This is a genomic window from Dickeya sp. NCPPB 3274 (assembly GCF_000406205.1).
Lineage (GTDB): Bacteria > Pseudomonadota > Gammaproteobacteria > Enterobacterales > Enterobacteriaceae > Dickeya > Dickeya fangzhongdai.
Genome location: NZ_CM001979.1, coordinates 1,016,198 through 1,042,899, shown reverse-complemented (window position 1 = coordinate 1,042,899; position 26,702 = coordinate 1,016,198). Strand labels below are relative to the sequence as shown.

The window sequence follows — 26,702 nt, the reverse complement described above, 5'->3', positions numbered from 1 at the left end:
CGCAACTTTATCGTTGGAAGGTCACCATGCCTTGGCAAAAGGCTATTCGACACGTTAAGGTGAGATAGCAAAGAAACGTATCACACAAACGCATCGAACCTGCGTGTTGGGCAAACGTCTTGAACAACTGTCTTGAACAACTGTCGTCGCACACTGCGTTTCAGGGAGTAGTATGATCACACATATCAGCCCGTTAGGGTCCATGGATTTACTGTCGCAGTTGGAAGTGGATATGCTGAAAAGCACCGCCAGCAGCGATCTTTACCGGCTATTCCGCAACTGTTCCCTCGCCGTACTGAACTCCGGCAGTCAGACGGACAACAGCAAGGAGTTGCTCTCCCGCTACGAGGATTTCGACATCAACGTGCTGCGCCGTGAGCGCGGCGTGAAACTGGAATTGGTCAATCCGCCGGAAGACGCATTTGTCGACGGGCAGATTATCCGCTCGCTGCAGGCCAACCTGTTCGCCGTGCTGCGCGATATCCTGTTTGTGAACGGCCAGATCGCCAGCGCCGGACGCTATCAAAATCTGGATCTCGAAGATTCCACCCATATCACCAATCTTGTGTTTTCCATCCTGCGCAACGCCAGAGCGCTGCATGTGGGCGAGGAGCCGAATCTGGTGGTGTGCTGGGGCGGTCATTCGATCAATGAAACCGAATACCTGTACGCCCGTAAAGTCGGCAGCCAGCTCGGCTTACGCGAACTGAACATCTGTACCGGTTGCGGACCGGGCGCGATGGAAGCCCCGATGAAAGGCGCCGCCGTGGGCCATGCCCAGCAGCGTTACCGGGACGGGCGCTTCATCGGCATGACCGAGCCGTCCATCATCGCCGCCGAGCCGCCCAATCCGCTGGTGAATGAACTGATCATCATGCCGGATATTGAAAAACGTCTGGAAGCGTTTGTGCGCATCGGTCACGGCATCGTGATTTTCCCGGGCGGGGTCGGCACCGCGGAAGAGTTCCTCTATCTGCTGGGCATCATGATGGATCCGGACAATAGCGAGCAGGTGTTGCCGATTATTCTTACCGGCCCGCAGGAAAGCGCCGACTACTTCCGGGTGCTTGACGAATTCATCGTCAGTACGCTTGGTCGCCAGGCGCGCCGTTATTATTCCATCATCATCAACGACGCCGCCGAGGTGGCCCGACAGATGAAAAAAACCATGCCGCAGGTGAAAGAGCATCGCCGCCACACCGGCGATGCCTACAGCTTCAACTGGTCGTTGCGTATCGCACCGGACTTGCAACTGCCGTTCGAGCCGACGCACGAAAACATGGCCAACCTCAATCTGCATCCCGACCAGCCGGCCGAACAGTTGGCTGCCACGCTACGCCGGGCGTTTTCCGGTATCGTGGCCGGTAACGTCAAAGAGGCGGGTATTCGGGCCATCGAAGAATACGGCCCTTACAAATTGCACGGCAATGCCGACATCATGAAAAGCATGGACCAGCTGTTGCAGGACTTTGTGTCCCAGCAGCGTATGAAGCTGCCTGGCAGCGCTTACGTCCCGTGCTACGAGATCCGTTCCTGACCATCAGTTCGCCGCTGGCATTAGGCCGGCGGCGACTCACATGACTACCGCTTATGGCCGTACATCTGCTTATTGTCGACGCGCTCAACCTGATCCGACGCATTCATGCGGTACAAGGTTCCCCTTGTCTGACTGCCTGTCGGCACGCGCTGGGTCAGTTGATACAGCACAGTCAACCCACCCATGCCGTTGCCGTCTTTGATGACGAACAGCGGGATCAGAGCTGGCGCCACCAGTTGCTGCCGGAATACAAGGCCGGCCGCGCGCCCATGCCGGAAAATCTGTCGCAGGAACTGCCGCAGATCAGGGACGCCTTTCTGGCATCAGGCGTAAATAGCTGGCACTCGCCGGGCAACGAAGCTGACGATCTGGCCGCCACGCTGGCTTGCAAGGTCGCCGCGCAAGGGCACCAGGCCACCATCGTCTCGACCGACAAGGGGTACTGTCAGTTACTGGCGCCGACCATTCGTATTCGGGATTACTTTCAGAAGCGCTGGCTGGACGTGCCGTTCATCCAGCAGGAGTTCGGTGTTCAACCCGAACAGTTGCCGGATTACTGGGGGCTGGCGGGGATCAGCAGCAGCAAAATCCCCGGCGTGAGCGGCATTGGGCCGAAAACTGCCGCCCAGCTGTTGCAACAGGCTGGCTCGCTGGAGGCGCTATACCAGCAGTTGGAGCAGATACCGGAGAAATGGCGCCGCAAGCTGGAAGCCCAGCAGGACATGGCTTACCGCTGCCGTCAGGTCGCCACGCTCAGAACCGATCTGGTACTCAATGGCAACCTGCAGCAGCTACGCCTGCCCACATCGGGTTAGGCGGCGTTAAACCGCCGATACGCCAGACATTACGCCCGGCGGCGGCGGAAACTCAACGCTCGTCGCGTCGGCCGGGAGTCGCACCCCAGATACGCCGGGCATGAACGGTGACTTCTTCACGATCGTGATAGAGGTGTTTGGCACGAATCTCAAAGTTGATGCCGTTCTCCTCCAGCCGCTGCGCCAGCAAGGCCAGATTCTGGGTCACTTCTTCATAGCGCTTTTTCATCGGCAGCTTAAGGTTGAAGATCACTTCGCGACACCAGCCATTGACCAGCCAGTCAGCCATGCGGTTGGTGACTTTGGCCGGTTTTTCCACCATATCGCACACCAGCCAGTAGATATTGTTGCGCGGCGGCTCAAAGCGGAAACCGTCCGCCTGATGGTGAATCACCTGCCCGGTATCCATCAGGCTCGGCGCCATCATGCCGTTATCGACGGCGTGAACCATCATACTTCGTTTCACCAGTTGATAGGTCCAGCCGCCGGGGCAAGCCCCCAGATCCACCGCGAACATACCGCTGGCGAGGCGTTCATCCCATTCGTCCGCCGGCACGAACACATGGAATGCTTCTTCCAGCTTCAGCGTCGAGCGGCTTGGGGCGTCCGCAGGGAATTTCAGTCGCGGAATCCCCATATAAAACGGCGAATTGTTATTGCTGTAGGAATAACCGACATAGCAGCAACCGGGGGCGATGAACAGCACATGTATCACCGGGCGGCTGGCTTTCTCCTGCGCCAACAGGATACGGCTTTCCCGCAGCGCAGCGCGCAGCGGCACCGTGAACTTGCGGCAGAACTTCATCAGTTCCTTGCTTTCGTTGGTATCCGGCACTTCAACCCGCAGCTCTCCGGCACGTTCCAACGCCCCGGTCAGCATCCCGACGATCGGCGTGATGCGATCCTCCGGCGGCAGATCGCGCAGCAATTCGCCGCATACCATCATCTGACGTACAAATACCAGTTCCTGGAACGGTAATTCCTTAATCAGTCGGTCAGCGTCTTCGTGCTGGTAGCACTCAAACACCACATATCCGCTGTTATCCTTTACCCGTACAAAGCCATAGACGTTATAACGCGCCGCCTTGTCGGTTATTTCCGCCGCGCACTCTTTCTCAAACCCAGGGCGGCAGTACAAAATCACTTTATTCATGCTACTCAGCCTTTTTCTTTAAGCGTAAGGCTCCAATTAACAGTAACAGCCAGCCCGTCAGGAAGCACGCGCCCCCCACCGGAGTGACAAATACCCATAGTTTGAGGTGCGACAACGCCAGACAGTACAGGCTGCCGCTAAACAGCAGCGTACCCAGCGCTAGAAACGCCGCACTCCAGTAAAACCAGACATTCGCCCGTTGATGCATCGCCGCCGACAGCGCCAGAATCGCCAGCGTGTGAAACGCCTGATACTGGAGCCCGGTATGCAGCCAGGACATTTCCGCTTCGCCCAGCGATTTACTCAACACATGCGTGCCGAACGCCCCCAACGCCACATATACAAACCCGCTGATAGCGGCGAATATCAGCATGAAACGGCTGTTCATCGTTTGATCTATTCCATATATCAAGAAAAAGAGGCTGAACCCGGCGGATTCAGCGCGCACTGTTGTCGTAGCGGAAGCGGAACTTTTCCTGTTCGCTGGCCGCACGAGCCAGAATCCATTGGCGAAAGGCGGCTATTTTACCCAGTTCCGCCTGACTGTCATGACAAACCAGATAAAACGCGTTTTTGCTGACCAGCACATCATTGAACGGACACACCAGTCTGCCCGCCTCAATTTCCGTCTGCGCCATCACATTGTTGGCCAGCGCGACCCCCTGACCATGAATCGCCGCCTGCAACACCATCGCGCTATGACTGAAAATCGGCCCTTGTTGCACATTAATCTGAGTTATCCCCAACTGGCGGGTATAGGCCATCCAGTCACGCCGCGAGGCGTCATGCAACAGCGTATGCCATATCAGGTCCCCCGGCGTTTTCAGCGGATGCTCCCCGGCCAATAATTGCGGCGCGCAAACCGGCAACAGATACTCCGCGTACAGTTTTTCCACCCGCAATCCCGGCCAGTTACCGCGTCCGTAGAAGATCGCCACGTCCACATCATCCGACAGTCGTTCCTCTTCCCGGTCCACCGCCTGAATTCGCACATCAATGCCCGGATATTCTGTGTTGAAACTCGACAGACGCGGCACCAGCCAGTGAATGGCAAAGCTGGGCAGCAGACTCACCGTCAGCGCGCCTTTGGCGCTACGAGCCTGCAGCTTACGGGTCGCTTCATTAAGGGCGGAAAAGATTTCCTTGATGTCCAGAAAGTAGCTCTGCCCCTCTTCCGTCAGCAACAGGGAACGGTTACGGCGGCGGAACAGTTTCAGGCCGAGAAAATCTTCCAGCGATTTGATCTGATGGCTGACGGCAGCCTGGGTAACGAATAACTCTTCAGCCGCGCGGGTAAAACTGAGGTGGCGGGCAGCAGCATCAAAGACACGCAAAGCATTGAGAGGCGGCAATCGTTTCGACATAAACCGGATTCTTCATATGCGGCTTACCCCGGTAAATACTACCGCGATTTGCCATTAGTTTTTGTAATCCGATGCATTATAAATTGTCCGTTGAGGATGCACCAGCAAATACCTATAGTAGCGCCACTTCCCTGAGCCGGAACGAAAAGTACTGAAGGTTGACCGATGTGCTTTTGGCTTGTGGTTGTGATGTTGTGTTTGCTATTTGTTTACTGTCTGCATTTCAGACGCGGTAGCGATGCTACCTTTTCATTTCCTGTACATTTACCCTGTCTGTCTAAGTGATTTTTGCATAGCACCGCGTTTTGCGGTGCTTTTTTTTTGCCCATATTGTATTGACCAGAAGATATCGATCACTTCGCTTCCGTCATCGATCTCAGCGCATCACGATTAATCTGTTGATGATGACCGTAGGCATCGGTGTAACTGATGAGGCCGGTCTCTTCATCCACCTTCGGCTTGCCATCGGCAATGATGGTCCGTCCGTCGGAGGTTTCCAGCACATAATGGCTGGAGCAGGCTGACAGCGATAATGCCAGGCCCAGAGCGACAAGAATTACAATTTTATTCTTCATACTTAACTCCTGGTATTTTTTAATGCCTTTATAAAGGCATTAGTCATTATTAAATTCCAAATCAAGCAAGATTAAGGGTAGCAAGCTGAACGAGGTTTTCGTTCAGGATCGTCCTAAACTTGTTTCAGCCGCAAAAATGGGACAGGATCTGTCGCTCAACAGAGGATCGACATGAAACCGTTCAATGCCCCGCATTTTCGCCAGCAATTTCCCGCGCTTCGCCAGCCCGGCGTCTATCTTGACAGCGCAGCCACGGCGCTGAAGCCCGAAGCGGTTATCGCCGAGGTTCAGCACTACTACGCCAGTGAAACGGGTAATGTTCATCGCAGCCAGCACCGCGCCGCCCGGCAGTTGTCGGAAGCATTTGAGCAGTCGCGAGAAAAAGTGGCGGATTTCATTGGCGCAACGCAGGCACGCGGCATCGTCTGGACCAAAGGCACGACGGAAGCGATCAATCTGGTGGCGCAATGTTATGCCCGCCCGCGGTTACAACCCGGCGATGAGATCCTCGTCAGCGAAGCCGAGCACCATGCCAATCTGATCCCATGGCTGATGGTGGCGCAGCAAACGGGAGCGCGGGTGGTAAAGCTGCCGATTGGCGCGGATAGTCTGCCCGACCTGCACCTGTTGCCCTCGCTGATCAACGCCCGAACCCGCCTGCTGGCTATCGGACAGATGTCGAATGTGACCGGCGGCATGCCGGACCTGAAACGAGCGATTACGCTGGCGCATCAGGCCGGCGCGGTGGTGATGGTCGACGGCGCACAGGGCATTGCGCACACGGCGACCGACGTGACGGCGCTGGATATCGACTTTTACGCGTTCTCCGGCCATAAACTGTATGGCCCTACCGGTATCGGCGTGCTGTACGGCAAACCGGCCTTGCTGGAAACCATGCCGCCCTGGCAGGGCGGCGGAAAAATGATGACGGCAGTGTCGTTTGACGGTTTCACGCCGCAAGCCGTTCCCCAGCGCTTCGAAGCCGGTACGCCGCACATTGCCGGGGTAATCGGGCTGGCTGCCGCCATTGACTGGTGGCAGCAACAGGACCGCCCGGCGGCGGATCGGCATAGCGTCGCTCTGGCGAGCGATGCGGAACAGCAACTGAGCGCGTTACCCGGTTTTCGCAGCTTTCGCGCTTCCGGTTCCAGCCTGTTGTCATTCACTATCGAAGGCGTACACCACCACGATCTGGTGACCCTGCTGGCGGAGGACGGCATCGCCCTGCGAGCCGGACACCATTGCGCCCAGCCGCTGATGGCGGCGCTGGGCGTGCCCGGCACGCTGCGGGCCTCATTTGCGCCCTATAACCAGCAGCAGGACGTGGACCACCTGGTCCAGGCTACCCAAAAAGCGCTTGAATTACTGATGGATTGATTGATGATGACCGACTCTACACGCCATCCGTTTGGCACTGAAATTGATGAAGCGGCGCTGACGGCGCGTTTTGACGCCTGTCGCTCCTGGGAAGAGCGCTATCGTCAGTTGATCCTGCTGAGCAAGTCCCTGCCGGCGCTGCCGGACGCACTTCGTCAGGAACACATCGAACTGTCCGGTTGTGAAAACCGCGTCTGGCTGGGATATCAACGGCAGGCGGACGGCAACCTGCATTTTTACGGCGACAGCGACGGCCGCATCGTGCGTGGGCTGCTGGCAATCCTATTGACGGCGGTGGAAGGCAAAACCGCGCAAATGCTGCAACAAGTCGACCCGCTGGCTTTGTTTGACCGGCTGGGGCTGCGCGCCGAACTCAGCGCATCACGCGCCGGCGGGCTGACCGCGCTGGCCAGCCGCATCCACGATATCGCCCGTCACGAATCCTGATTCAACGCAGCGGCCTGCGCCTGCCGGGCATCGCGCGCCATCATTTTTTTCAACGCATGGGAAACCGCCACAAAACCAAAGGTGGCGGTCACCATGGTCGCCGCGCCGAAACCTGAGGCGCAATCCATACGTTTCACGCCGTCAGCGGTGCTGCGAGACGCGCAAACCGAGCCATCCGGTTGCGGGTACATCAGCGGCTCGCTGGAAAACACGCAGTCGATGCCGAGCTTGCCTTTGCTGTTTTTAACGATATTAAAATCGTGCTTTAACCGCTCGCGTAGCTTGGCCGCCAGCGGATCCTGAATGGTTTTCGCCAGATCGGCGACCTCAATACGGGTCGGGTCAATCTGCCCTCCCGCTCCGCCCGTGATCACCACCGGCACTTTATTGCGGCGGCACCAGGCCAGCAGCGCGGCTTTGGGGCGCACGCTATCGATAGCGTCAATCACATAGCTGAAATTGTTGTCCAGCAGTTCCGCCACATTCTCGGCGCTGATGAAATCATCGACACAGGTCACCCGGCACTCCGGGTTAATCGCCAGAATTCGCTCCGCCATCACCTCGGTTTTCAACTGCCCGGTATGCTGACGCAGGGCATGAATCTGCCGGTTGGTGTTGCTGACGCACACATCATCCATGTCAATCAGGGTAATCGCGCCGATACCGGTGCGCGCCAGCGCTTCCGCCGCCCAGGACCCTACCCCGCCAATGCCGATCACGCACACATGCGCGCCGGCAAACAGCGACAACGCCCGCTGACCGTACAAACGCGCCGTACCGCCAAAACGTTGCAGATAACTATCGGATTGCAGAGAACTATCGGATAATTGCGTACTCATTGCCCACCTTCACTCAATCACAAACGGCAGCGATGATACCCCAGTCAGGACCATTTGCGCAGCGGATAACGGCAATCTCTCCCACACGCTGCTTTTCTCCACAGGCGGTGCCTGTCCCCTCCGTCCATTATTTACCGTTGTGACAGGTGACGACTTCAGGTGAGCTGTGGCACTTTAACTGATGACGCTCATTAGGCGGCTCCCGCCGGAGGAAACCATGCACCCTGAACTGATCCCCGCCACCGAATCGGATATCGATTTCCTGCTACAACTGCGCAGGCTAACCATGGGGAAATATCTGGTGGACATCGGCGCATCGACAGACATCGACAGTCTGATGCGGCGCGTTCGCTACGAGTTTGAACACGCTCATATCGTGCAGGTGGAAGGGCAACCCGCCGGGCTGTTCAAATATCGCTTTATGCCGCAGGAACAGCACTGGTATCTGATCCAGATTCAGATCCACCCGGATTTTCAAAACCGCGGCCTCGGCAAGCTATTAATTGAAACCCTGCTCGCGCAGGCATCAGCACAGGGGCAACCGGTGGTGTTGAGCGTGCTGAAAAATAATCCGGCGCGCCATCTGTATCACCGGCTGGGGTTTCGGGTCACCGACCAAACCGACCGGGAGTTCATCATGACCAGCCGCCCTCAACCGCAATAAAACAGACAAGGACTCCCTGCATGAACATCGCCATACTGGATGACTATCAGGATACCGTCAGACGGCTGGACTGCTTTTCACTGCTGAACGGTCATCAGGTACGGATTCTGAATCAGACCTATGATACCGCCCAACTGGCGGCGCAGTTGCAAGATACTGAAGCGCTGGTGCTGATTCGTGAACGCACCCGTATTACCGATGAATTGCTGGCTCAACTGCCGAACCTGAAGCTAATCAGTCAGACCGGCAAGGTAAGCCAGCACCTCAGCGTTGACGCCTGTACCCGGCATGGCTTCGCAGTGGCCGAAGGCACCGGCTCGCCGGTGGCGCCCGCCGAATTGTGCTGGAGTTTGATCATGGCGGCTTCGCGCCATCTGCCCTGTTACAGCGACCAGTTAGCTCAGGGTCACTGGCAACAGAACGGCACGTTGGGATTGGGAAGAACGCTGCATGGCCTGACGCTCGGCATCTGGGGATACGGAAAAATCGGCCAGCTCATCGCCCGGTACGGCGCGGCATTCGGCATGACGGTGTTGGTATGGGGCAGCGAAACATCGCGTGAACTGGCGCGCCAGCACGGCTTTACCGCCGCCGACAGCAAAGCCGCATTTTTTGCCGGCGCCGACGTACTGTCGCTGCATCTGCGTTTGAACGACGCCACCCGCCATAGCGTAACGCAGGCAGACCTGGCATTGATGAAACCGGATTCGTTGTTCGTCAACATCAGCCGCGCCGAACTGGTGGAACCGGGCGCGCTATGGCGCGAGCTGTCCGCTCATCCCGGCAAACAGGCCGCGCTGGATGTCTTCGACAACGAACCCGCGACGCCGGAGAACGAACCGTTGCTAACGCTAGCTAATGTGCTGACCACGCCTCATATCGGCTATGTCGAGCGCAACAGCTACGAGCTGTATTTTAAAACCGCGTTTGAGAACGTGGCGGCATTTGCCGCCGGACGCCCGGCCAATCTGGTCAACGGCCCAGCGCTTTTTACCTCCAGCCGGAACCATGCCGCAACAGGAGCCGATTGATGCAACCACCCGCGATCACGCTGCGTAAAGCCCGTCGAAACGATGCGCACACGGCGTTTGACCTGCGTAACCGCGCCATCCTGCACGGCTGCCGCCATGACTATGCGACTGAGCAACTGCAACTCTGGACCAGCGACACCCTCAGCGAGGCTTTCGAGAACACCGTCACCCACCATTTTCACCTGGCGGAGCAAGCCGGCCAGATCGTAGCAACGGGTATGATCAACCTCCACACCGGCATGATCGACGCGGTGTTTGTCGCCCCGGAGGCAATGGGACAAGGGGTGGGCAAACGGATGATGCAACATCTGGAAACGCTGGCTCGCGCGGCGGGTCTGGCGGAAATTCGGCTCGATGCCAGCCTGAACGCCGCGCCGTTTTACCGCTCGCTGGGCTTTTCAGGCGATGAAATCAGCCTCTACCACTCGCCTCGAGGCTTCTCGCTGGCCTGTATCCCGATGGTCAAAGTTATCGGCTGACAATATCTCGACAAGCGATATGCTGTTATTCCGGTTCCCAGCACGAGGAAAAAATGAGCGATATCATTATCAGACGCACCGAAGCACGCGATGCCGCCGCCGTAGCCAGCATTTATGAAGGGGAACATGCCTACTCAGGCACACTGCAACTACCTTATCCGTCGCTGGCTGTGTGGGAATCCCGTTTGAACCACATGCCGGAGAATGTTTATAGCCTGGTTGCTGAATGGGAAGGCGAACTGGTGGGCAATCTGGGATTTGAAATATTCAGCAACCCTCGCCGCCGCCATGCCGGAACCTTTGGCATGGGCGTCAAGGATACCCATCAGCACCGGGGAGTTGGCAGCGCCCTGTTGTCAGCCTTGACCGACCTGACGGACAACTGGCTGAACATCCACCGTATTGAGCTAACCGTTTACACCGATAACGACGCCGCGCTAGCGCTATACAGAAAATTCGGCTTTGTCGTCGAAGGCGAGTCCAAAGATTACGCTTTCCGTCATGGTCGTTTCACGGATGTATTTCACATGGCGAGAATACGCCCGACAAATACAACCAACCGGTAGGCCAGCGGAAGAGGAATGTCCCGCCGCGATACATCAATAGTACGGCGGGACGAAAATCATTAGTTAGAACTACTAACCAGTCCACCAGCCCCGTTGCTGTTGCCTGCGCTGAGCAGCGGCATGGCAGAAGAAGACCGCGCGTTTCTCAATACCCACACCCGGCCGTAATGATTGTAGAACCCGGCGGCGTGCCCGGCATCAGTCCCAATACCCTGATAAATATCGAAATGCTGCCCTTTTATCGCACCACCGACATCCAGCGCGACCATTAAACGCATCTCATATTTGCCGGTAAATTTGCCCTGATTATCCAGCATCGGCACTTCCGCCAGCAGCGTGGTGCCGGCCGGGATCAGCGAGCGGTCAGACGCCACAGACGCTTTAGCCACCAGCGGCACCGCGCTGGCGCCTTTCACCGGCATCGACGCCATCGATTTAAAGAACACGAAAGAGGGATTCTGCACCAGTAATTCCCGGACTTCCGCTTCGGTATGCCGGTCGGCCCACTGCCGAATAGCCTGCATCGACATCTCTTCTCTGGGCACTTCGCCGCGATCGATCAACACCTTGCCGATACTGCGGTAAGCATGACCGTTTTTGCCGGCATAACCGAAAAAGGTCAGCGGGCTGCCATCGCCGAAATCCACATAACCGCTGCCCTGCACTTCCATCATGAAGTTGTCCATCAGCGAGTTGGTCCAGGCGATAGCCAGCTCGTTGCTCAGCGCGCCGGAATAAATGGCGGAGCGATCCGGCAGACGGCCGTTCTTGCGCACGCGAGGCATGGCGTACAGTGGGAAACGGAACTCGCCCTGACGGTAGTGGCGCGCCTGCACCACCGGGGTGTAGTAGCCGGTAAACTGCACGTTGCCAAAGCTGTCGACGCCTTCCATCTGCCAGGCGCCGAGGCCGAACTGCGTCAGTTGGCGGGTATCGCCGCCAGCCTGAATCCAGTTCTGAATGGCCTGAAAGATATCGCTGTTGCGGGAGTAGAGTCCGGGAGAGGATGCCTGAATCTGGCTGACTTGCTGGGAAAAATCGACTGCGTTTACCGGCTTGCCGTTAGCGTTCGGCGCGTTTACCCATTCCAGTGGCTGATCGAGACGGCCATCTTTATATTGCTGACCACGATCGCTGGGTCGGGTCTGACAACCGGCCAGTATGGCGATGACGACCCCGGTCAACACGTATTTCCCCCACCATCCTTTCATTTCCGTGCTCTCTTCTTGCTTGAGTGTGAAACCACGCAGAACGATAACAAACAGGCGGAGAGAATAAAACGCATCGCATCAAAACGACACTCGGCAGTCTAAAAAAACAACGCAATGCCGACATTTCCACCACCTGTCAGCAAAAGCGTAAACTATTTGCAAAAAGAGGTTGCATCGAAACGAACGCGGAGTATAGTGCGCATCCACGGACGCGGGGTGGAGCAGCCTGGTAGCTCGTCGGGCTCATAACCCGAAGGTCGTCGGTTCAAATCCGGCCCCCGCAACCAATTGATGTACTAGCATCATATCAGAAGAAAGAAGACGGACGCGGGGTGGAGCAGCCTGGTAGCTCGTCGGGCTCATAACCCGAAGGTCGTCGGTTCAAATCCGGCCCCCGCAACCAATAAATAGACACCCAAACGGGTGTTTTTTTATGCCTGCAATTCAGGCCGTTCTTTCCGGCACAGTACGCCTTTCGGCGCTTACCGCACCTGAGCCGCGAAATAAGCTTTTATCCCTTCCAGAATCGATTGCGCCACCTGCTGCTGAAAACGGCTGGTGCGCAGCTTGCGCTCTTCTTCCAGATTGCTGATAAACGCCGTTTCCACCAGCACCGACGGAATATCCGGCGCCTTCAGCACCGCGAACCCGGCCTGATCGACGCTGTTTTTGTGCAGGTGATTAACCTTTCCCAACCGATGCAGAATTTCTTTGCCGAATTTAAGGCTGTCGTTGATAGTCACGGTTTGCACCATGTCAAACATGGTGCTGTCCAGATAGCGGTCGCCGCTCAGGCTGACGCCGCCAATCAAATCCGATTCGTTCTGGGTTTGCGCCAGATAGCGCGCCGCTGAACTGGTCGCGCCTTTTTTTGACAACGCAAACACCGAGGAACCGCGGGCGGCCCGGCTGGTGAAGGCATCGGCATGGATGGAGACAAACAGGTCGGCGCGCTGTTTGCGCGCTTTAGCCACCCGCACTTTGAGCGGAATAAACACATCTTCATTGCGGGTCATATAGACCTTCATGTTGTGCTCACGCTCGATCAGCGCTTTCAGGCGCCGGGCAATTTGCAGCACCACGTCTTTTTCGCGGGTCCGGTTTTTGCCGATGGCACCCGGATCTTCACCGCCGTGCCCCGGATCAAGCATGATAACCAGCGGCCTTTCGCGCCCCGCCTTGCCGTCTTTGGGCTTTTCCGGCGGCAACGTCCGTTCCAGATCGCCTTTGTTGTAATCTTCCAGCAACGCCAGCAGCGGGTCATCAGCATCGTCGTAACGACCGGCGGCGGGATATAAATCCATCACCAGACGGTTTCGGAAGCCGGCGACCGGCGCCAACGTAAACAGTTTAGGATTGACCTTCTGCCTTAATTCCAGCACCAGACGCACGGTATTCTTGTCGAACTGCCCGGCGCGCGCCGTTTTGATGAAAGGATCCGGTCGTTCGAATTGCCGACCGGCATTTTTCAGCACGCTATTCAACGAGGCGTTTTCAATATCCACCACCAGACGATCGGGATTTTCCAGCATGAACTGGCGATACCTGAGCGGCTGACTGGACTCCAGCGTCACACGGCTATAAGCGGAAGAAGGCCACACCCGCACGGCAATCACCTGCGAAGCGGCGGCCAGTCCGATGCCGCTGATACTCAGTAACCAGGTGGCGGCGGCGCCCTGTAATAAATGACGACGGGTCAAATGGTGCTTAGGATCAGACATGCAACTCCGGTAATGGCTAAAGAAATCAGGCAGATTGATAAAAACGTCAAAAACTTTAACCAATACGCATCAGGCTGTCATGCAAAAATCATTTTTATGTTTTTTACTGTGATAAGCAGACTTCTCTGAACTATCGGGCCAGACCGAAAAGTTATCGCTTGCCTTTTAGTTTACGAAGAATAAAAATACGAAAATATCGAATAAAAATTCAAAGAGGGCTCGCAGTGAAGGAACGTAGTACAGAACTGGTTCAAGGCTTCCGCCACTCAGTTCCTTACATCAACGCACATCGTGGTAAAACGTTTGTCATCATGCTCGGCGGCGAAGCTATCGAACATGAAAATTTTGCCAAAATCGTCAATGATATCGGGCTGTTGCATAGTCTGGGCATCAAGCTGGTGGTGGTTTACGGCGCACGCCCCCAGATCGATGCGAACCTGATGGCCCATCACTACGAGCCTCGCTACCACAAACATACCCGCGTAACGGACAGCACCACGCTGGAACTGGTGAAACAGGCGGCAGGCATGCTGCAACTGGACATCACCGCCCGGCTGTCGATGAGCCTGTTGAACACGCCGCTACAGGGCGCGCACATTAACGTGGTCAGCGGCAACTTTATCATCGCCCAGCCGTTGGGCGTGGATGATGGCGTCGACTACTGCCACAGCGGGCGCATTCGCCGCATTGACGAAGAAGCGCTGCATCGCCAGTTGGACAGCGGCGCCATCGTGCTGCTGGGTCCGGTGGCGGTTTCCGTCACCGGTGAAAGTTTCAATCTGACGTCGGAAGAAGTCGCCACCCAGTTGGCTATAAAACTCAGGGCCGAAAAGATGATCGGTTTCTGCGCTTCCCAGGGCGTGACCAATATCGAAGGCAGTATTGTGTCCGAACTGTTGCCAGACGAAGCCCAGCTGCGTATTCAGTCACTGGAGGAAGCCGGTGACTATAATTCCGAGATTGTGCGTTTTCTGCGCGGCGCGGTGAAGGCCTGCCGCAGCGGAGTACGCCGCAGCCACCTGATCAGCTATCAGGAAGATGGCGCGCTGTTGCAGGAACTGTTCTCCCGTGATGGCATCGGCACCCAGATCGTGATGGAAAGCGCCGAGCAAATCCGCCGGGCGACCATCAATGACATCGGCGGTATCCTGGAGCTGATTCGCCCGCTGGAGCAGCAAGGCATTCTGGTGCGCCGTTCGCGCGAGCAACTGGAAATGGAGATCGACAAATTCACCGTGGTGGTCCGCGATAATCTGACTATCGCCTGCGCCGCGCTCTATCCGTTTCCGGAAGAGAGTATCGGTGAAATGGCCTGCGTGGCGGTGCACCCGGAATACCGCAACTCGTCGCGTGGCGATCAGTTGCTGCACCATATCGCCGTACAGGCTCGCCAGCAGGGGCTCAAACGCCTGTTTGTGCTGACCACCCACAGCATCCACTGGTTCCAGGAACGCGGTTTCCAGCCGGCGGAAGTCGCCGTGTTGCCGAAACGCAAGCAGGAGCTTTACAACTACCAGCGTCGTTCCAAGATTCTGGTCATCGACCTGTAAGGCAAATAACGCGTGGTTCATCGCCACGCGTTACCCTCGGTTTCCCTTCTTTCCCCTGTGCCAGTCATTTCTCCTGGCACAGGCATTCATACTTCAGCGGCACCTTACTATCCAGCGCCTTACTGGGTTTCCGTCTGTTTTTGTTCCACCGGTTTCAACGTCAGCGTTCGTTGCAGTGCGGAAGTCGATGCATAGGATTGCCATTCCGACGGCCGGGCGTAATCCGCCTGCCCACTCGCACTGCCGGAAATCTGGGATAGAATCGCCAACCCCTGTGGATGCAGCGCCTGCCGGAAAAAGTCGGTTAACTGCGCCGACGAAATGGACGCCAGTTGGCCGATCAACTGCTGGCGGGTATCGAAGGCAAAATTCTCCCGTTCCAGATCGCCGCGCAGGCGGGCCGCTTCCTCATCCAGCGTCTGAGGCGGCTGACTGAGCGCATTGATCAACCCCTGCTTGTTCTGGGCAAAAGTCTCTGCATTCATGGCGCTCAGGCGCTGCTCCGCCTTGCCAAAAAAGTCCTGATAACGTTGATAAAGGTAGGCAGGCTGCTGGCTGTTGCTTTGCAGCAGGAAACCAATCCCCCACTGGCGATCGACAGAGATCGGGGTGGCGAACACGGCGTAGCCCAATTGTTCGTCAGTACGCAACTGATTAAAGAACCAGGGATGAATGATCTGCCCCAGCAGCTTACTGTAAGCCGCGCTCTGTAATTCATCATACCCTGTCGGAATATATACCGCGGCCAGCGCCGAATCGGTGCTGCCGCCACTGCGCTGCAGCGAGGCCCGCTGTGACTGGCTGATGCTGACGGATTGTCCGCGCCACCATTCGGTGCCGCCGCAGCCAAGACGTTCACGCAGACTGTGCGACAAGCTAACCACCTTGTCCTGTTCCAGATTGCCGACCACCAGCATTTCCGGCGCAGCCTGATGCAGTAAGGCCTTACGGTATTCCATCAGTTCCTGCAGCGTAATGTCCTTCAGTAAGTTGCGTCGCTCGCTTCGTTCGCTATAAGGCACGTTCGACAACCCCTTAATCGGGAACATCGCCTGCTCATACGCTTTGGCCTTCTCGGCTGCATCCAACTGCTCGGCGTACCAGGATTTTGCCTGCTCCAGCTGTTCTTCCGTCGAACTGAAGCTGGCGTATTGCTCCACCAGCGTCAGCAATAGTTCCGGCAAGTGTTGGGTATAACCGCTGGCCGTCATCATCAGCCCGTCATTGCTGCCGGTGGAGAAGCTGATGCCGCCCACCGATGCCTGATAGCTGAGCGCATCCAGCGCCACACCGGCCAGATAATCATTCAGGGCGAACAGCACCTGATGACGAGCGGAATCGTCCGCCATCCGGTTACGCAGCATCAGCGTGATATCGGCTTTGGGTTCGCTGGCGAAATAGCGGCTGGGCATGTAAAACACGCGCAGCCCCGGCTGGTCGACCACTTTCTTTGGATGCGTGATGGCGACATCCGCGGCAATCAGCGAAAAACTATCCGGAATATAGGGGTTGGGCGTCGGCAGGCTGAGCGCCAGCGACTGTGCCGTCTTCTGCCACTGCGCCATCCGCTCGTCGCCAATCTTGTCTACCTGATAAGGCGCGCCAACAAAATACGCCTCTTTATTGTGGGGCTGCTCCGGGCTTATTAACCAGATGCGCGCGTTTTGCGGCGTCATGGCCGACAGCCGCGCCTTGATCGCCTCAGGATCGAACCGATCCGCCAGATAGGGCCCTTCAAGGGTGTATTCCACCGGTAGCCGCAGCATGGTATCCACCAGCCACTCCACATAGCTCATATCGCGGGTAAGGGAGGGGTAGCGGAAATCAATACCCAGCACCCGTGATATCTCATCGAAGTAACGCGGCTGAATCCCTTCCTTACGCAATTTGTCCAGATAGCTGAACACCCCGGCGATCACGTTGTCCTGCTGTGCCAGCCCTTTGTCGGTCAAATCAACGCTGATATTGAAGACGCCGCTGTCGCGCTCGGACATGGGATCAGAACTGGCGCGCACCGACTCGGCCAGCCCCTGCTTCTGCAGCCAGTCAGAAAGCGTGTTCTGACTGCGATTGCCGATCAGGTAGCTGATGTAGGTATCCGTCTTGCTGCGAAACGCCGGGCTGTTGTTATCGATCCGAAATTCAATCTTCAACTGCTTGCGGGGTTGCGCCGGGACATAATGGATGAATAGCCCGCGCTGTTCATCAGTCACCACAGGTGCGGCAATCGACGGTACGCTGGCCTGGCGATTGGCTATCCGCCCGAAGGTCGAGGCGGCGATGGCAGCCAGATCCGGCAACGGCAACTTGCCGTAAATCACGCCTTTCATCAGATTGGCGGAGTAGTAGCGCTGGTAGAAATTGACCAGTTCATCATGCAGTTTACTGCCGGGCTTATCGCTGAGGGTTTCCAGGTTGCCGCCGGCGAAGCGGGAGCCAGGATGCGCCGGGTTAATGGTTTCGGCTTCCACCTGCTCCATGCGTAAGCCATCGCGAGCGCGGGCCATGGTCAACTCCGCATTTACCGCGTGACGCTCACGATCGGCGTTGACCGGATCGAGCAGTGGTTCGGCAATCGCATCGGCCAGCCGGTCGACGGCGGGCTGCAACGCATCGTTTTCCACTTCGAGATAGAAAGCGGTGCGATAAGACGCCGTGCTGGCATTGTGGCTGCCGCCGTGCATTTTCAGAAATTCGGCCAGCCCATCCGCCTGCGGGTAACGCTTCGACCCCATCAGCAGCATGTGTTCCAGATAGTGGGCCAGACCCGGCTGCTGCGGGGGGTTATCCAGCGAACCGACCGGTAGCGCCAGCGCCGCCAGCGAACGGGTGGCCTGCGTATCGGACACCAGCAGAACCGTCATACCGTTATCAAGCCGTATCGCCTGATACTGCCGAACGTCATTCTCACTCTTTCTTATCGTCTCGGGTAGCGGCTGCCAGCCATCCGCCGCCTGACTGATCGGAAACCAGAAACACAGCAACAAAGCGCTTAACCAAATACAAGATTTCCGCATCAACATCTCCAAAGGCGTTATACAGGCAGTTATTCCAGGCTATGGGCTGTCACGTTGCGCAACTGCGTCAGGGGTATCACAAAACCAGCGGCCGAGCACCGCACGATAGCGATAGGGCGTCACTACGGTCACCGTCACGCGGCGACAGGCCGGAGGATGGCGTTGTTCTTCCCGGCTCACACTCCATCCGGCGGGAACGCTCCGCGACGATGAAACGCGGTCTGCGCCTTCGGTTTCCAGTTGCTGATGAGCCAGCCGCCACGCCTGACGCTGCTGCATCTGATGCAACAACGATTGCTGAAGTACCTGATGATATTGCAAGAGGCCGACCAACGAAACCGCAAATAACAGCGTGGCGACCAGCGTTTCCGGCAGACTGAACCCAACGCAGGAATCACGACGCGACCTTTCATTGCGCCGGGACACAAGCCAGCTCCGTCGCATCCGGGCAAAAATCCAGCCATCCGCCCGCGACGGGCCGGAGGCCGCCGTCGGCCGCTGCGGCATCGGCCATTACCCGATGATAAAACGCCAGCGGCTGCGGATTACCGGCTATCCGTCCCTCGCCCCGCAATAGCCCGGAATGGTCTTCGCCATTCATACGCAGACAGGCGCGTAACTGCGCCGACTGCTGAGCCTGACACTGCCACTCGCCGGTGGTTTGCCAGCGCAACCCCATTCCCCAATTCAGCGACGACAGTCCCTGATTGAATGCCTGCCAGAAGCGCTGTTCGTCAATTCCCTGCTGCAACTGAATATCCAACTGGCGCTGCAATCCGCCCAACATTAACAAGCCGATCATCATAACCAGCATCACTATCACCAGTATGCTGCCCTGCTGTCGCCTACCCTGCATGATTCCTCCCTGCCACCAGGCTGTCGACCTGCCGTCGCCGTGTCGGACGCGCGGTCCAGTACCCGTCCAGCAATACCCGATAACGCGGTAGCGTACCGGACGCCTCCTTCGTTACCTCAAAACGGGCGATGGTCACCTCGCCGGGATCCAGCAATTTCTCCCAGCGGTTGCCCTGACAACGAGGGCCGCCCGTTTGCACCTCCAGCGCGCCATCGCGCAAGCGATAACTGAAAAACTCCGGCTCCGACTGTTCCCCCGTATCCCAACGGCCATTGCGGTTGACGTCATAAGCCACCGACAGGCAACTCACCTGTTTCGTGGCGCCGGCCTCCAGCGTCAGCGCATTTCCCTGACAGCGGCCGGCGCAAAATCCGGCGCGCCGAATGTCTTTTTCTATTCCGAACAGAGTCTGACCAAGCAGTTGTTCCAGCCGGATCAGGCTGGCGCTATCCTGCGTCTGGGCCCGCAGCAACGGCAGCAGTTGCGCCACCGCCAGCATGATCAGGCTGCTCATCCCCATCGCCAGCATCACTTCCGGCAGGGTAAAACCGCCCGCGGCTTTCCCGGTTAATCTGTTCAGCATACCGGGATCCCCTGTACTGGCCGCGACTCGCTGCAAAGGCGCAAGCGCCCGCGCGCCGAGATCACCAGCCTCACACGCCCGGCCGGGTTGCTCAGGGTGAGATGCCCAGCCTGTGCGGCATTACGCAGCCCGTAAAACACCAACCGCTCGCTGGTGGTTTCGGCGATAGCGGCGTCCCGCACGGCGCGGGTAAAAACGAAAGCGCTTTCCGGCGGACAGGAAGCCGGTTCGGCGCCATTCCCAATACACCAGTTATCGCCCACCGATTTGAACCACAGACTGTCGGTCTGATTGTGCCAGTAGGCGTTGGCCTGTATGCGCGTCATGAATGCCAGCAGGTGCCGGGCGTGCTGCTCCAGCAAAAGAGCCTGGCGATAAGCCAGCCAGCTATGCAGCCCGCCGCCCGTCAGCAAAGCCACAATGGTGATCACCACGATGAGTTCCAGCAAGGAAAAACCCTGTTGCCATGCGTTGCTTTTATTTGCGTGGTTTCTATTTGCGTGGTTTCTATTTGCGTGGTTTCTATTCATGACCGCCATTCTAGAGCGTGGTTTCAGCGTGAATAGCAGCAGAGGATGAGGTTACGAGACGCTTCGCAGGCAAGATACAGGGCGACGGCAACATGCAGAGAAACTGCGCGGTTGCTCGCAAATCAGCAGATAAGACAAAAAAACCGCCCAACGGCGCGATGTCCGACTGATCAACAGGAAACAGCCATTTCCATTGTCAGCGACATCCGCCGTTGGGCGGTATCAGAGCAGGATAAGACTCAAATGGCTACCGGCGCTTTGATGGCGGGGTGCGGGTCGTAACCCTCTATTTCGAAGTCATCAAACTGGTAATCAAACAGCGACGCCGGACGGCGTTTGATCACCAGTCGCGGCAAAGGACGCGGCTCACGGCTAAGCTGCAGACGAGTCTGCTCAAGGTGGTTGTTGTAGAGGTGGGTGTCGCCGCCGGTCCAGACGAAATCACCCACTTCCAGGTCACACTGCTGCGCCATCATATGCACCAGCAGCGCGTAGCTGGCGATGTTGAACGGCAGGCCGAGGAAAATGTCGCAGGAGCGCTGGTACAACTGGCAGGAGAGTTTGCCGTTCGCGACATAAAACTGGAAAAAAGCGTGGCAGGGCGCCAGCGCCATTTTGTCCAGCTCGCCCACATTCCAGGCGGAAACGATGATGCGGCGGGAATCCGGGTCCTGTTTCAGCTGTTTTAGCACCGTCTGCAACTGGTCGATCTGACGGCCGTCCGCCGCACCCCAGGCGCGCCATTGTTTGCCGTAAACCGGCCCCAGGTCGCCATTTTCATCCGCCCATTCATCCCAAATGGTGACCTTGTTGTCATGCAGGTAGCCGATATTGGTATCGCCGTTCAGAAACCACAGCAGCTCATGGATGATGGAGCGCAGGTGGCAACGCTTGGTGGTCACCAGCGGAAAGCCATCCTGCAGGTTGAAACGCATCTGATGGCCGAAAATCGATAACGTCCCCGTGCCCGTGCGGTCATCCTTGGGAGTCCCTTCTTCAAGCACCTTTTTCATCAGTTCCAGATACTGTTTCATACCATCTCACCTACTTAATTTTTATCAACATTTACTGCCGGGCAGACTGGCGACGATACGCCCAGACCATCATCAGGATTCCGGCCAATACCATCGGCACCGACAGGATCTGCCCCATACTGACGCCGCCGAACAGCCCCAGTTGAGCATCCGGCTGGCGGAAGAATTCCACAATAATGCGGAAGCAGCCGTAGCCGATCAGGAACAGGCCGGATACGCTGCCCATCGGGCGTGCTTTGCGAATGAACACATTCAGAATGATAAACAGCACTACCCCTTCCAGCACCAGTTCATACAACTGCGACGGGTGGCGAGGCAATACGCCGTATTGATTGAAGATCGCCTGCCACTGCGGGTTGCCGGCCGCCAGCGCCATGTCTTCGCCGCGCGACCCCGGGAACAGCATCGCCCACGGCGCATCGGTGCTGACGCGGCCCCACAGTTCGCCATTGATGAAGTTGCCCAGACGCCCGGCGCCCAGACCAAAAGGAATCAGCGGGGCAATGAAATCAGATACCTGGAAGAAATGACGTTTGGTGCGATGCGCAAACCACAGCATGACCGCGATGACGCCCAGCAGGCCGCCGTGGAAAGACATGCCGCCGTCCCACACGCGGAACAGATAGAGCGGATTATCCAGAAACGACGGGAAAGCGTAGAACAGCACATAACCCAGACGACCACCGACAAATACGCCGAGGAACCCGAAATAGAGCAGGTTTTCCACCTCTTCCTTGCGCCATCCGCTACCCGGTTTGTTCGCCCGGCGTACCGCCAGCCACATGGCAAACACAAACCCGACCAAATACATCAATCCATACCAGTGCAGGGAAACCGGCCCTAACGAAAAAATTACCGGATCAAACTGGGGAAATACCAGATAGCTCGTCGTCATCGATCACCACATTATCGTTGCTTTGTCCCTGATTTCGGGGCTATTCAAGGGCCGGAAGGAAGGCAGGGCTTCCGTCAGCCGTCCGCGGTTGCGCATGATAGCATAGCCAATGGAAACAGTTGGCGACGAGGGGATAAAAGAACTGTAAACATTTCCGGCATGAATCCGGTATGAAAATGAGGCGACGCCGCGTTCAACGCCCGCCGCGAATCAGGCCGCCCAGCCCGCGCTCTTCAATGAAAATCGACGCCCACTGGCGCACTTCGCTGGCGGTTTGCGCCCTGAGCACCTTGTCCGTCAACTGGCGCGACTCTTCCTCGCCAATCCGGCGCAGCAGGTATTTGATGCGGGCGACGCTGCGCCCGTTCATGCTCAGCGTACGGTATCCCAGCCCGATCAGCAGCAGCGCGCCCATCGGCTCGCCGGCCATCTCGCCGCACACCGATACCGGCAACGAATATTGTCGGCAATGGGTGATGATCATGTTCAGCGCCTGCAGCATCGATGGATGCAGGCTGTCGTACAGGGAGCCGACATGCGGGTTATTACGATCCACCGCCAGCAGATACTGGGTCAGGTCATTGGTGCCGACAGAGACAAAATCGATACGGGACGCCAGATGCGGCAGCAGGAACAACACCGACGGCACTTCGATCATAATGCCGATGCGCGGCCGCGGCTGCGGGAAGCCGAGCATTTCCGACACTTCCGCCGCCGCGCGATCGATCAACCGTTTCGCCTCATCGATCTCATCCAGACTGTTGATCATCGGCAGTAAAATGCTCAGATTGCCGATATGCGCGTTGGCGCGCAGCATGGCGCGAACCTGGATCATGAAGATTTCCGGCTGATCGAGCGTTACGCGAATGCCGCGCCAGCCCAGACAAGGATTTTCTTCACTGATAGGCAGGTAAGGCAGTTGCTTGTCCGCGCCGATATCCAGCGTACGCAGCATCACCGGGCGGGACGGATAAAGCCGCAACATGCCTTCATATTGCGTCATCTGCTCCTCTTCCGAGGGGAAGCCGTTTTGCAGCATGAACGGAATTTCGGTGCGATACAGCCCCACGCCGTCCACCTGATTGATGAAACGCTTTTCATGCTCGGCGCTCAGACCGGCGTTGAGCATCACTTCCACCCGCTCGCCGCTTTTCAGCACCGCCGGGCGTTCCATGTCGTCTTCCGCCAGCCGGGTAAGCTCGTTTTCCTCGCTCAGCAGACGCTGATACTCCTGCACCAGCACCGGTTCCGGATCCACCAGCAACTCGCCGCGATAACCATCCAGCACCAGCAGACGCTGATGCAACAGTTCGGGTTGGATATCGGCGCCCATCAGCGTGGGAATGCCCATCGCCCGCACCAGAATGGCGGCGTGGGAATTGGCGGCGCCGTCATACGCGACCACGCCGGCCAGGCGCTCCTGCGGCACCTCCGCCAGCAGCGTGGCGGTCAGTTCATCCGCCACCAGAATAAAACGCTCCGGCCACTGGCCGTTGCTCTGGGCGTTGTCATCGAGATGGAACAGCAGACGCTGCCCCAGCGCCCGCAAGTCGCTGGAACGATCGCGCAGATAGGGGTCCTGCAGGCTGGCGAATTGCGCGGCAAACCGTTCGATCACCACTTTGACCGCCCATTCGGCCACGCTGCCGGTATCCACCTCCTGGAACAGCTCGCGTTTGAGGCGCGCGTCGTTGAGCAGGTGGGAATAGAAATCGAAGATCGCCGCGCTCTCTTTCTGCGCGCTGGCGCTGAAACGCTTACTGAAACGGCGGAACTCCGCCGCGGCCTCTTCCATCGCCATCAGCAGCCGGGATCGTTCACGGTCGCTATCCAGACTGGAGGCCGGAAATACCAGTTCCAGCGACGGCTGGCCGCGGTCCTGCCAGCCGGGGGCGATCGCCACGCCGGAAGACGCCGCCATCGCCTTGATGCGCGTCTGCCGGTATTGCCCGAATAGCGCTTTCATCTGGGACTGGGACAGAATGGCCGCCATCTGGGTGGCCAGCGTCACCATGAACGATTCTTCGTTTTTGTCGAACTGCCGGTGTTCGCGCTGCTGGACGACCAACACGCCCAGCAGTTGACGCCGGTGGATCACCGGCACGCCCAGAAACGAACGGAAGTGTTGTTCACGTACGGCAGGAATGAATTTGAAACTGGGGTGGCTTTGCGCATCCGCCAGATTGATGGGTTCCGCCCGTTCACCGACCAGCCCGACAATCCCCTGACCGAACGCCAGCGTAATGGTGCGGCCGCGCGGCTTTTTCAGCCCGCGCGTCGCCATCAGGTAATAACATTGACGATCGTGATCGGCCAGATAGATGGAACAGACTTCCGTATCCATCGCCAGACAGGTTTCATTCACCAGAATGTCCAACGCATCACTCAGCCGGGCCGCGGCTGCAACCTTCTCAATAATTTCTCGCAGTCGCGTGAGCATCATGATGTGTCGGATTATCCTCGTTTTCGTCTGGTTCCTGATGACATTCGGGTAGCCGAATTCTCCTGTAGCTGCATCACGGCAATGACAAATTCCTTCATCACCTTTCGATAAACGTCACGTTTGAACGACACCACCTGGCGTACCGGATACCAGTAGCTCACCCAGCGCCACCCGTCGAATTCCGGGGTGCCGCTGCTTTGCATGTTGATGTCTGATTCATTACACATTAACTGTAGCAGAAACCATTTTTGCTTTTGGCCGATACATACCGGTTTTGTATCCCAACGCACCAAACGTTTTGGCAATTTATAGCGTAACCAGCTTCGGGTGGAAGCCAGGATACGAACGTCCTTTTTCCGCAGCCCAACCTCCTCGAACAGTTCGCGGTACATCGCTTGTTCCGCGCTCTCTCCGGGGTTGATTCCCCCTTGAGGAAACTGCCAGGAGTGCTGACCGTAGCGACGGGCCCACAATACCTCACCCTGCCGATTACAAATTACAATACCAACATTCGGGCGGTAGCCATCATCGTCGATCACCGGACTACCTCAATAAACTAGAATGCAAAGATGGCTCGATTGTTTCACACTCCTGACAGACGGTAAACTCCCGCTTTACATCCCTTTTATTGATGCCGCTTCCGGCTATCGCACCGGGCATCGGCGGCTTAAGCCGCCGCCTCGACGTTCCCGCGCCACGCTGATAAAACGCCGTTAACCCACAGATAAGATCAAAGTTATAAACATTCACACGGCAATTCCGTCGGTTTATTCACTTTTTCTGTGGACATCTTTGTGAAGAACATCATGAAAAAGTGCGTAAAACTCATTTCGACCTTCACGTCGCTGCGATCTTCTCTGCTAAATTGCCATTCCCTTTCAACCAATTAACCTGCCTTTCCCCGACTTCTCCACCGCCTGACGTAACCCGATTCCGATGTGGTTTTCGGAATGGCGAAAGATCGCACTACGACGGTTTTATCCACAGGCAACAGCCGAAAACCAGCCAAAAAATCGGCAAAACCAGCAAAAGCATCGCCAGTCAAGGCTGTAAATCAAAACAGTGATCCCGACTTATCCCGGTTATCCCAAAAAACTGTGGATAACATAGTGTAAAATCCTGTTCATTGTCGGTGTCTTGTCATGAACAAAAATCGGCGACGTGTTTTCCCCTGTGGAGAGAGGAAGAAAAATCATAAAGGAATCATGCTATTATTATTTTTCACCTGAATAGCTGAATGCCTGACGTTATCCTCCGTTATGGCTGTATTTTTTTTAATCACCTTTGTTATCAGTAACGGATACGCAATCCCATGCAGACACCCATTCCCCACCAGGACGCACCGGACAGTGAACAGGCCCTGCTGCTGCGGGCACAGGCGCTGGCCGGCTATTCGCTGGCGGAACTGGCCCGAATCGCCCAACTGCCGCTGCCCGCCAACCTTAAGCGAGACAAAGGGTGGATCGGCGTGCTGCTGGAGCGCTTTCTGGGCGCCAGCGCCGGCAGTAAGCCGGAGCAGGACTTTCCTGACATCGGGATTGAGCTGAAAACCATCCCGGTGGATGAACAAGGGCGGCCGCTGGAAACCACCTTTGTCTGCGTGGCGCCGCTAACCGGCAACAGCGGCGTGACCTGGGAAAGCAGCCATGTGCGCCATAAACTGACCAGAGTGCTGTGGATTCCGGTGGAAGGGTCGCGGCCTATCCCGCTGGGGGAGCGCCGTATCGGCGCGCCGTTGTTATGGAGCCCCAGCCCGGAGGAAGAGCGGCAATTACGGCAGGACTGGGAAGAACTGATGGATTTGATCGTGCTGGGTAAAGTGGAAAGCATCACCGCCCGTCACGGCGAGGTGTTGCAGTTGCGCCCCAAGGCCGCCAACAGCCGGGCGCTGACTGAAGCTATTGGCGAACACGGGCAACCGATTCTGACGTTACCACGCGGCTTTTACCTGAAGAAAACCTTCACCACGCCGTTACTGGCCCGACATTTTCTGCTGTAATGCCTTGCGGGCGGGA

The 26,702-nt window shown here is 57.2% G+C and carries 26 protein-coding genes and 2 tRNA genes; 12 read left to right on the top strand and 16 right to left on the bottom strand.

What is annotated here, in order from left to right; genetic code table 11:
• The first annotated feature begins 172 nt into the window (after positions 1 to 172).
• Together ppnN and xni are read left to right on the top strand one after the other, a co-directional pair.
• Positions 173 to 1,537 (top strand): nucleotide 5'-monophosphate nucleosidase PpnN, encoded by a 1,365-nt coding sequence (gene ppnN / locus DXX3274_RS05445; protein ID WP_042858981.1) that lies wholly within the window; start codon positions 173 to 175, stop codon positions 1,535 to 1,537.
• Between the two features lie 53 nt (positions 1,538 to 1,590).
• Positions 1,591 to 2,352 carry a flap endonuclease Xni gene (gene xni, locus DXX3274_RS05440; protein ID WP_042858980.1) on the top strand — a complete coding sequence of 254 codons (762 nt, stop codon included), beginning with the start codon at positions 1,591 to 1,593 and terminating at the stop codon, positions 2,350 to 2,352.
• Positions 2,353 to 2,404: 52 nt separating this feature from the next.
• Here xni and rlmM read toward each other — a convergent pair whose 3' ends face one another.
• From rlmM to DXX3274_RS05420, 4 genes are all read right to left on the bottom strand, one after another.
• Entirely contained in the window at positions 2,405 to 3,505 is a 1,101-nt protein-coding gene (gene rlmM, locus DXX3274_RS05435; RefSeq protein ID WP_042858979.1) for a 23S rRNA (cytidine(2498)-2'-O)-methyltransferase RlmM, read from the bottom strand.
• Between the two features lies 1 nt (position 3,506).
• On the bottom strand, positions 3,507 to 3,893 hold the full coding sequence (locus DXX3274_RS05430) for a DUF423 domain-containing protein (protein ID WP_038661549.1): 387 nt from the start codon (positions 3,891 to 3,893) through the stop codon (positions 3,507 to 3,509).
• Positions 3,894 to 3,942: 49 nt separating this feature from the next.
• On the bottom strand, positions 3,943 to 4,869 hold the full coding sequence (locus DXX3274_RS05425; protein WP_038661551.1) for a transcriptional regulator GcvA: 927 nt from the start codon (positions 4,867 to 4,869) through the stop codon (positions 3,943 to 3,945).
• A gap of 353 nt (positions 4,870 to 5,222) precedes the next feature.
• Positions 5,223 to 5,444: a YgdI/YgdR family lipoprotein gene (locus DXX3274_RS05420; RefSeq protein ID WP_039691636.1), complete on the bottom strand. Its 222-nt coding sequence runs from the start codon at positions 5,442 to 5,444 to the stop codon at positions 5,223 to 5,225.
• 171 nt (positions 5,445 to 5,615) lie between these two features.
• Between DXX3274_RS05420 and csdA the strand changes: the two genes are divergently transcribed.
• Positions 5,616 to 6,821 (top strand): cysteine desulfurase CsdA, encoded by a 1,206-nt coding sequence (gene csdA / locus DXX3274_RS05415; protein ID WP_042858978.1) that lies wholly within the window; start codon positions 5,616 to 5,618, stop codon positions 6,819 to 6,821.
• Between the two features lie 3 nt (positions 6,822 to 6,824).
• Positions 6,825 to 7,268: a cysteine desulfurase sulfur acceptor subunit CsdE gene (gene csdE, locus DXX3274_RS05410; protein WP_042858977.1), complete on the top strand. Its 444-nt coding sequence runs from the start codon at positions 6,825 to 6,827 to the stop codon at positions 7,266 to 7,268.
• Here csdE and tcdA read toward each other — a convergent pair.
• On the bottom strand, positions 7,256 to 8,107 hold the full coding sequence (tcdA, locus tag DXX3274_RS05405; RefSeq protein ID WP_042858976.1) for a tRNA cyclic N6-threonylcarbamoyladenosine(37) synthase TcdA: 852 nt from the start codon (positions 8,105 to 8,107) through the stop codon (positions 7,256 to 7,258). The two genes, csdE and tcdA, sit on opposite strands and share 13 nt — an antisense overlap.
• Positions 8,108 to 8,324: 217 nt before the next feature.
• On the opposite strand from tcdA, the gene DXX3274_RS05400 reads away from it, so the two are divergent.
• From DXX3274_RS05400 to DXX3274_RS05385, 4 genes are read left to right on the top strand one after another with little or no spacing between them, the layout of a single operon-like run.
• Positions 8,325 to 8,771: a GNAT family N-acetyltransferase gene (locus DXX3274_RS05400; RefSeq protein ID WP_042858975.1), complete on the top strand. Its 447-nt coding sequence runs from the start codon at positions 8,325 to 8,327 to the stop codon at positions 8,769 to 8,771.
• Positions 8,772 to 8,791: 20 nt separating this feature from the next.
• On the top strand, positions 8,792 to 9,802 hold the full coding sequence (locus DXX3274_RS05395; RefSeq protein WP_042858974.1) for a D-2-hydroxyacid dehydrogenase family protein: 1,011 nt from the start codon (positions 8,792 to 8,794) through the stop codon (positions 9,800 to 9,802).
• On the top strand, positions 9,802 to 10,281 hold the full coding sequence (locus DXX3274_RS05390; protein WP_042858973.1) for a GNAT family N-acetyltransferase: 480 nt from the start codon (positions 9,802 to 9,804) through the stop codon (positions 10,279 to 10,281). Before DXX3274_RS05395 ends, DXX3274_RS05390 begins: the two co-directional genes overlap by 1 nt.
• Positions 10,282 to 10,334: 53 nt before the next feature.
• Entirely contained in the window at positions 10,335 to 10,847 is a 513-nt protein-coding gene (locus tag DXX3274_RS05385) for a GNAT family N-acetyltransferase (RefSeq protein WP_042858972.1), read from the top strand.
• Between the two features lie 59 nt (positions 10,848 to 10,906).
• Here the strand turns inward: DXX3274_RS05385 and mltA are convergent, their stop codons facing one another.
• Positions 10,907 to 12,058, bottom strand: coding sequence for a murein transglycosylase A (mltA, locus tag DXX3274_RS05380; protein WP_042858971.1), 1,152 nt, complete (start codon positions 12,056 to 12,058; stop codon positions 10,907 to 10,909).
• A gap of 210 nt (positions 12,059 to 12,268) precedes the next feature.
• Here mltA and DXX3274_RS05375 point away from each other — a divergent pair.
• Both DXX3274_RS05375 and DXX3274_RS05370 read left to right on the top strand, forming a co-directional pair.
• Positions 12,269 to 12,345, top strand: a tRNA-Met gene (locus tag DXX3274_RS05375).
• Positions 12,346 to 12,384: 39 nt separating this feature from the next.
• A tRNA-Met gene (locus DXX3274_RS05370) sits at positions 12,385 to 12,461 on the top strand.
• Between the two features lie 79 nt (positions 12,462 to 12,540).
• On the opposite strand, the gene amiC is transcribed toward DXX3274_RS05370, so the two are convergent.
• Entirely contained in the window at positions 12,541 to 13,779 is a 1,239-nt protein-coding gene (amiC, locus tag DXX3274_RS05365) for an N-acetylmuramoyl-L-alanine amidase AmiC (RefSeq protein WP_042858970.1), read from the bottom strand.
• Positions 13,780 to 14,003: 224 nt separating this feature from the next.
• On the opposite strand from amiC, the gene argA reads away from it, so the two are divergent.
• On the top strand, positions 14,004 to 15,329 hold the full coding sequence (gene argA / locus DXX3274_RS05360; RefSeq protein WP_050569814.1) for an amino-acid N-acetyltransferase: 1,326 nt from the start codon (positions 14,004 to 14,006) through the stop codon (positions 15,327 to 15,329).
• Between the two features lie 119 nt (positions 15,330 to 15,448).
• Here the strand turns inward: argA and ptrA are convergent, their stop codons facing one another.
• From ptrA to rppH, 9 genes are all read right to left on the bottom strand, one after another.
• Entirely contained in the window at positions 15,449 to 18,346 is a 2,898-nt protein-coding gene (gene ptrA, locus DXX3274_RS05355) for a pitrilysin (protein WP_042861906.1), read from the bottom strand.
• A 39-nt stretch (positions 18,347 to 18,385) separates the two neighbouring features.
• Positions 18,386 to 18,790 (bottom strand): prepilin-type N-terminal cleavage/methylation domain-containing protein, encoded by a 405-nt coding sequence (locus DXX3274_RS05350; RefSeq protein ID WP_152495228.1) that lies wholly within the window; start codon positions 18,788 to 18,790, stop codon positions 18,386 to 18,388.
• Positions 18,756 to 19,202: a YgdB family protein gene (locus DXX3274_RS05345; protein ID WP_193747059.1), complete on the bottom strand. Its 447-nt coding sequence runs from the start codon at positions 19,200 to 19,202 to the stop codon at positions 18,756 to 18,758. Before DXX3274_RS05345 ends, DXX3274_RS05350 begins: the two co-directional genes overlap by 35 nt.
• On the bottom strand, positions 19,192 to 19,785 hold the full coding sequence (locus tag DXX3274_RS05340) for a prepilin peptidase-dependent protein (RefSeq protein ID WP_042858967.1): 594 nt from the start codon (positions 19,783 to 19,785) through the stop codon (positions 19,192 to 19,194). Before DXX3274_RS05340 ends, DXX3274_RS05345 begins: the two co-directional genes overlap by 11 nt.
• The gene (locus DXX3274_RS05335) at positions 19,779 to 20,315 is read right to left on the bottom strand and encodes a prepilin peptidase-dependent protein (protein ID WP_071604014.1); all 537 of its coding nucleotides are present in this window, start codon (positions 20,313 to 20,315) and stop codon (positions 19,779 to 19,781) included. Before DXX3274_RS05335 ends, DXX3274_RS05340 begins: the two co-directional genes overlap by 7 nt.
• Before the next feature lie 239 nt (positions 20,316 to 20,554).
• Positions 20,555 to 21,349, bottom strand: coding sequence for a thymidylate synthase (gene thyA, locus DXX3274_RS05330; RefSeq protein ID WP_042858965.1), 795 nt, complete (start codon positions 21,347 to 21,349; stop codon positions 20,555 to 20,557).
• Positions 21,350 to 21,380: 31 nt separating this feature from the next.
• Entirely contained in the window at positions 21,381 to 22,244 is an 864-nt protein-coding gene (lgt, locus tag DXX3274_RS05325) for a prolipoprotein diacylglyceryl transferase (RefSeq protein WP_038918058.1), read from the bottom strand.
• 193 nt (positions 22,245 to 22,437) lie between these two features.
• Positions 22,438 to 24,684 (bottom strand): phosphoenolpyruvate--protein phosphotransferase, encoded by a 2,247-nt coding sequence (gene ptsP / locus DXX3274_RS05320; protein ID WP_042861903.1) that lies wholly within the window; start codon positions 24,682 to 24,684, stop codon positions 22,438 to 22,440.
• Positions 24,685 to 24,698: 14 nt separating this feature from the next.
• A complete protein-coding gene (rppH, locus tag DXX3274_RS05315) occupies positions 24,699 to 25,226 on the bottom strand; it encodes an RNA pyrophosphohydrolase (RefSeq protein ID WP_042858964.1) in 528 nt (175 codons plus the stop codon).
• A 773-nt stretch (positions 25,227 to 25,999) separates the two neighbouring features.
• Between rppH and mutH the strand changes: the two genes are divergently transcribed.
• Entirely contained in the window at positions 26,000 to 26,686 is a 687-nt protein-coding gene (gene mutH / locus DXX3274_RS05310; protein WP_038661602.1) for a DNA mismatch repair endonuclease MutH, read from the top strand.
• Positions 26,687 to 26,702 lie beyond the last annotated feature (16 nt).

Coding starts and splice junctions, on each gene's coding strand:
- thyA (WP_042858965.1), bottom strand. CDS start 21,349: ATGAAACAGTATCTGGAACTGATGAAAAAGGTGCTTGAAGAAGGGACT.
- csdE (WP_042858977.1), top strand. CDS start 6,825: ATGATGACCGACTCTACACGCCATCCGTTTGGCACTGAAATTGATGAA.
- mutH (WP_038661602.1), top strand. CDS start 26,000: ATGCAGACACCCATTCCCCACCAGGACGCACCGGACAGTGAACAGGCC.
- DXX3274_RS05340 (WP_042858967.1), bottom strand. CDS start 19,785: ATGCTGAACAGATTAACCGGGAAAGCCGCGGGCGGTTTTACCCTGCCG.
- DXX3274_RS05335 (WP_071604014.1), bottom strand. CDS start 20,315: ATGAATAGAAACCACGCAAATAGAAACCACGCAAATAGAAACCACGCA.
- DXX3274_RS05390 (WP_042858973.1), top strand. CDS start 9,802: ATGCAACCACCCGCGATCACGCTGCGTAAAGCCCGTCGAAACGATGCG.
- tcdA (WP_042858976.1), bottom strand. CDS start 8,107: ATGAGTACGCAATTATCCGATAGTTCTCTGCAATCCGATAGTTATCTG.
- mltA (WP_042858971.1), bottom strand. CDS start 12,058: ATGAAAGGATGGTGGGGGAAATACGTGTTGACCGGGGTCGTCATCGCC.
- ppnN (WP_042858981.1), top strand. CDS start 173: ATGATCACACATATCAGCCCGTTAGGGTCCATGGATTTACTGTCGCAG.
- amiC (WP_042858970.1), bottom strand. CDS start 13,779: ATGTCTGATCCTAAGCACCATTTGACCCGTCGTCATTTATTACAGGGC.
- lgt (WP_038918058.1), bottom strand. CDS start 22,244: ATGACGACGAGCTATCTGGTATTTCCCCAGTTTGATCCGGTAATTTTT.
- DXX3274_RS05420 (WP_039691636.1), bottom strand. CDS start 5,444: ATGAAGAATAAAATTGTAATTCTTGTCGCTCTGGGCCTGGCATTATCG.
- xni (WP_042858980.1), top strand. CDS start 1,591: ATGGCCGTACATCTGCTTATTGTCGACGCGCTCAACCTGATCCGACGC.
- DXX3274_RS05430 (WP_038661549.1), bottom strand. CDS start 3,893: ATGAACAGCCGTTTCATGCTGATATTCGCCGCTATCAGCGGGTTTGTA.
- DXX3274_RS05345 (WP_193747059.1), bottom strand. CDS start 19,202: ATGCAGGGTAGGCGACAGCAGGGCAGCATACTGGTGATAGTGATGCTG.
- rlmM (WP_042858979.1), bottom strand. CDS start 3,505: ATGAATAAAGTGATTTTGTACTGCCGCCCTGGGTTTGAGAAAGAGTGC.
- DXX3274_RS05385 (WP_042858972.1), top strand. CDS start 10,335: ATGAGCGATATCATTATCAGACGCACCGAAGCACGCGATGCCGCCGCC.
- csdA (WP_042858978.1), top strand. CDS start 5,616: ATGAAACCGTTCAATGCCCCGCATTTTCGCCAGCAATTTCCCGCGCTT.
- DXX3274_RS05400 (WP_042858975.1), top strand. CDS start 8,325: ATGCACCCTGAACTGATCCCCGCCACCGAATCGGATATCGATTTCCTG.
- DXX3274_RS05350 (WP_152495228.1), bottom strand. CDS start 18,790: ATGCGACGGAGCTGGCTTGTGTCCCGGCGCAATGAAAGGTCGCGTCGT.
- ptsP (WP_042861903.1), bottom strand. CDS start 24,684: ATGCTCACGCGACTGCGAGAAATTATTGAGAAGGTTGCAGCCGCGGCC.
- ptrA (WP_042861906.1), bottom strand. CDS start 18,346: ATGCGGAAATCTTGTATTTGGTTAAGCGCTTTGTTGCTGTGTTTCTGG.
- DXX3274_RS05425 (WP_038661551.1), bottom strand. CDS start 4,869: ATGTCGAAACGATTGCCGCCTCTCAATGCTTTGCGTGTCTTTGATGCT.
- DXX3274_RS05395 (WP_042858974.1), top strand. CDS start 8,792: ATGAACATCGCCATACTGGATGACTATCAGGATACCGTCAGACGGCTG.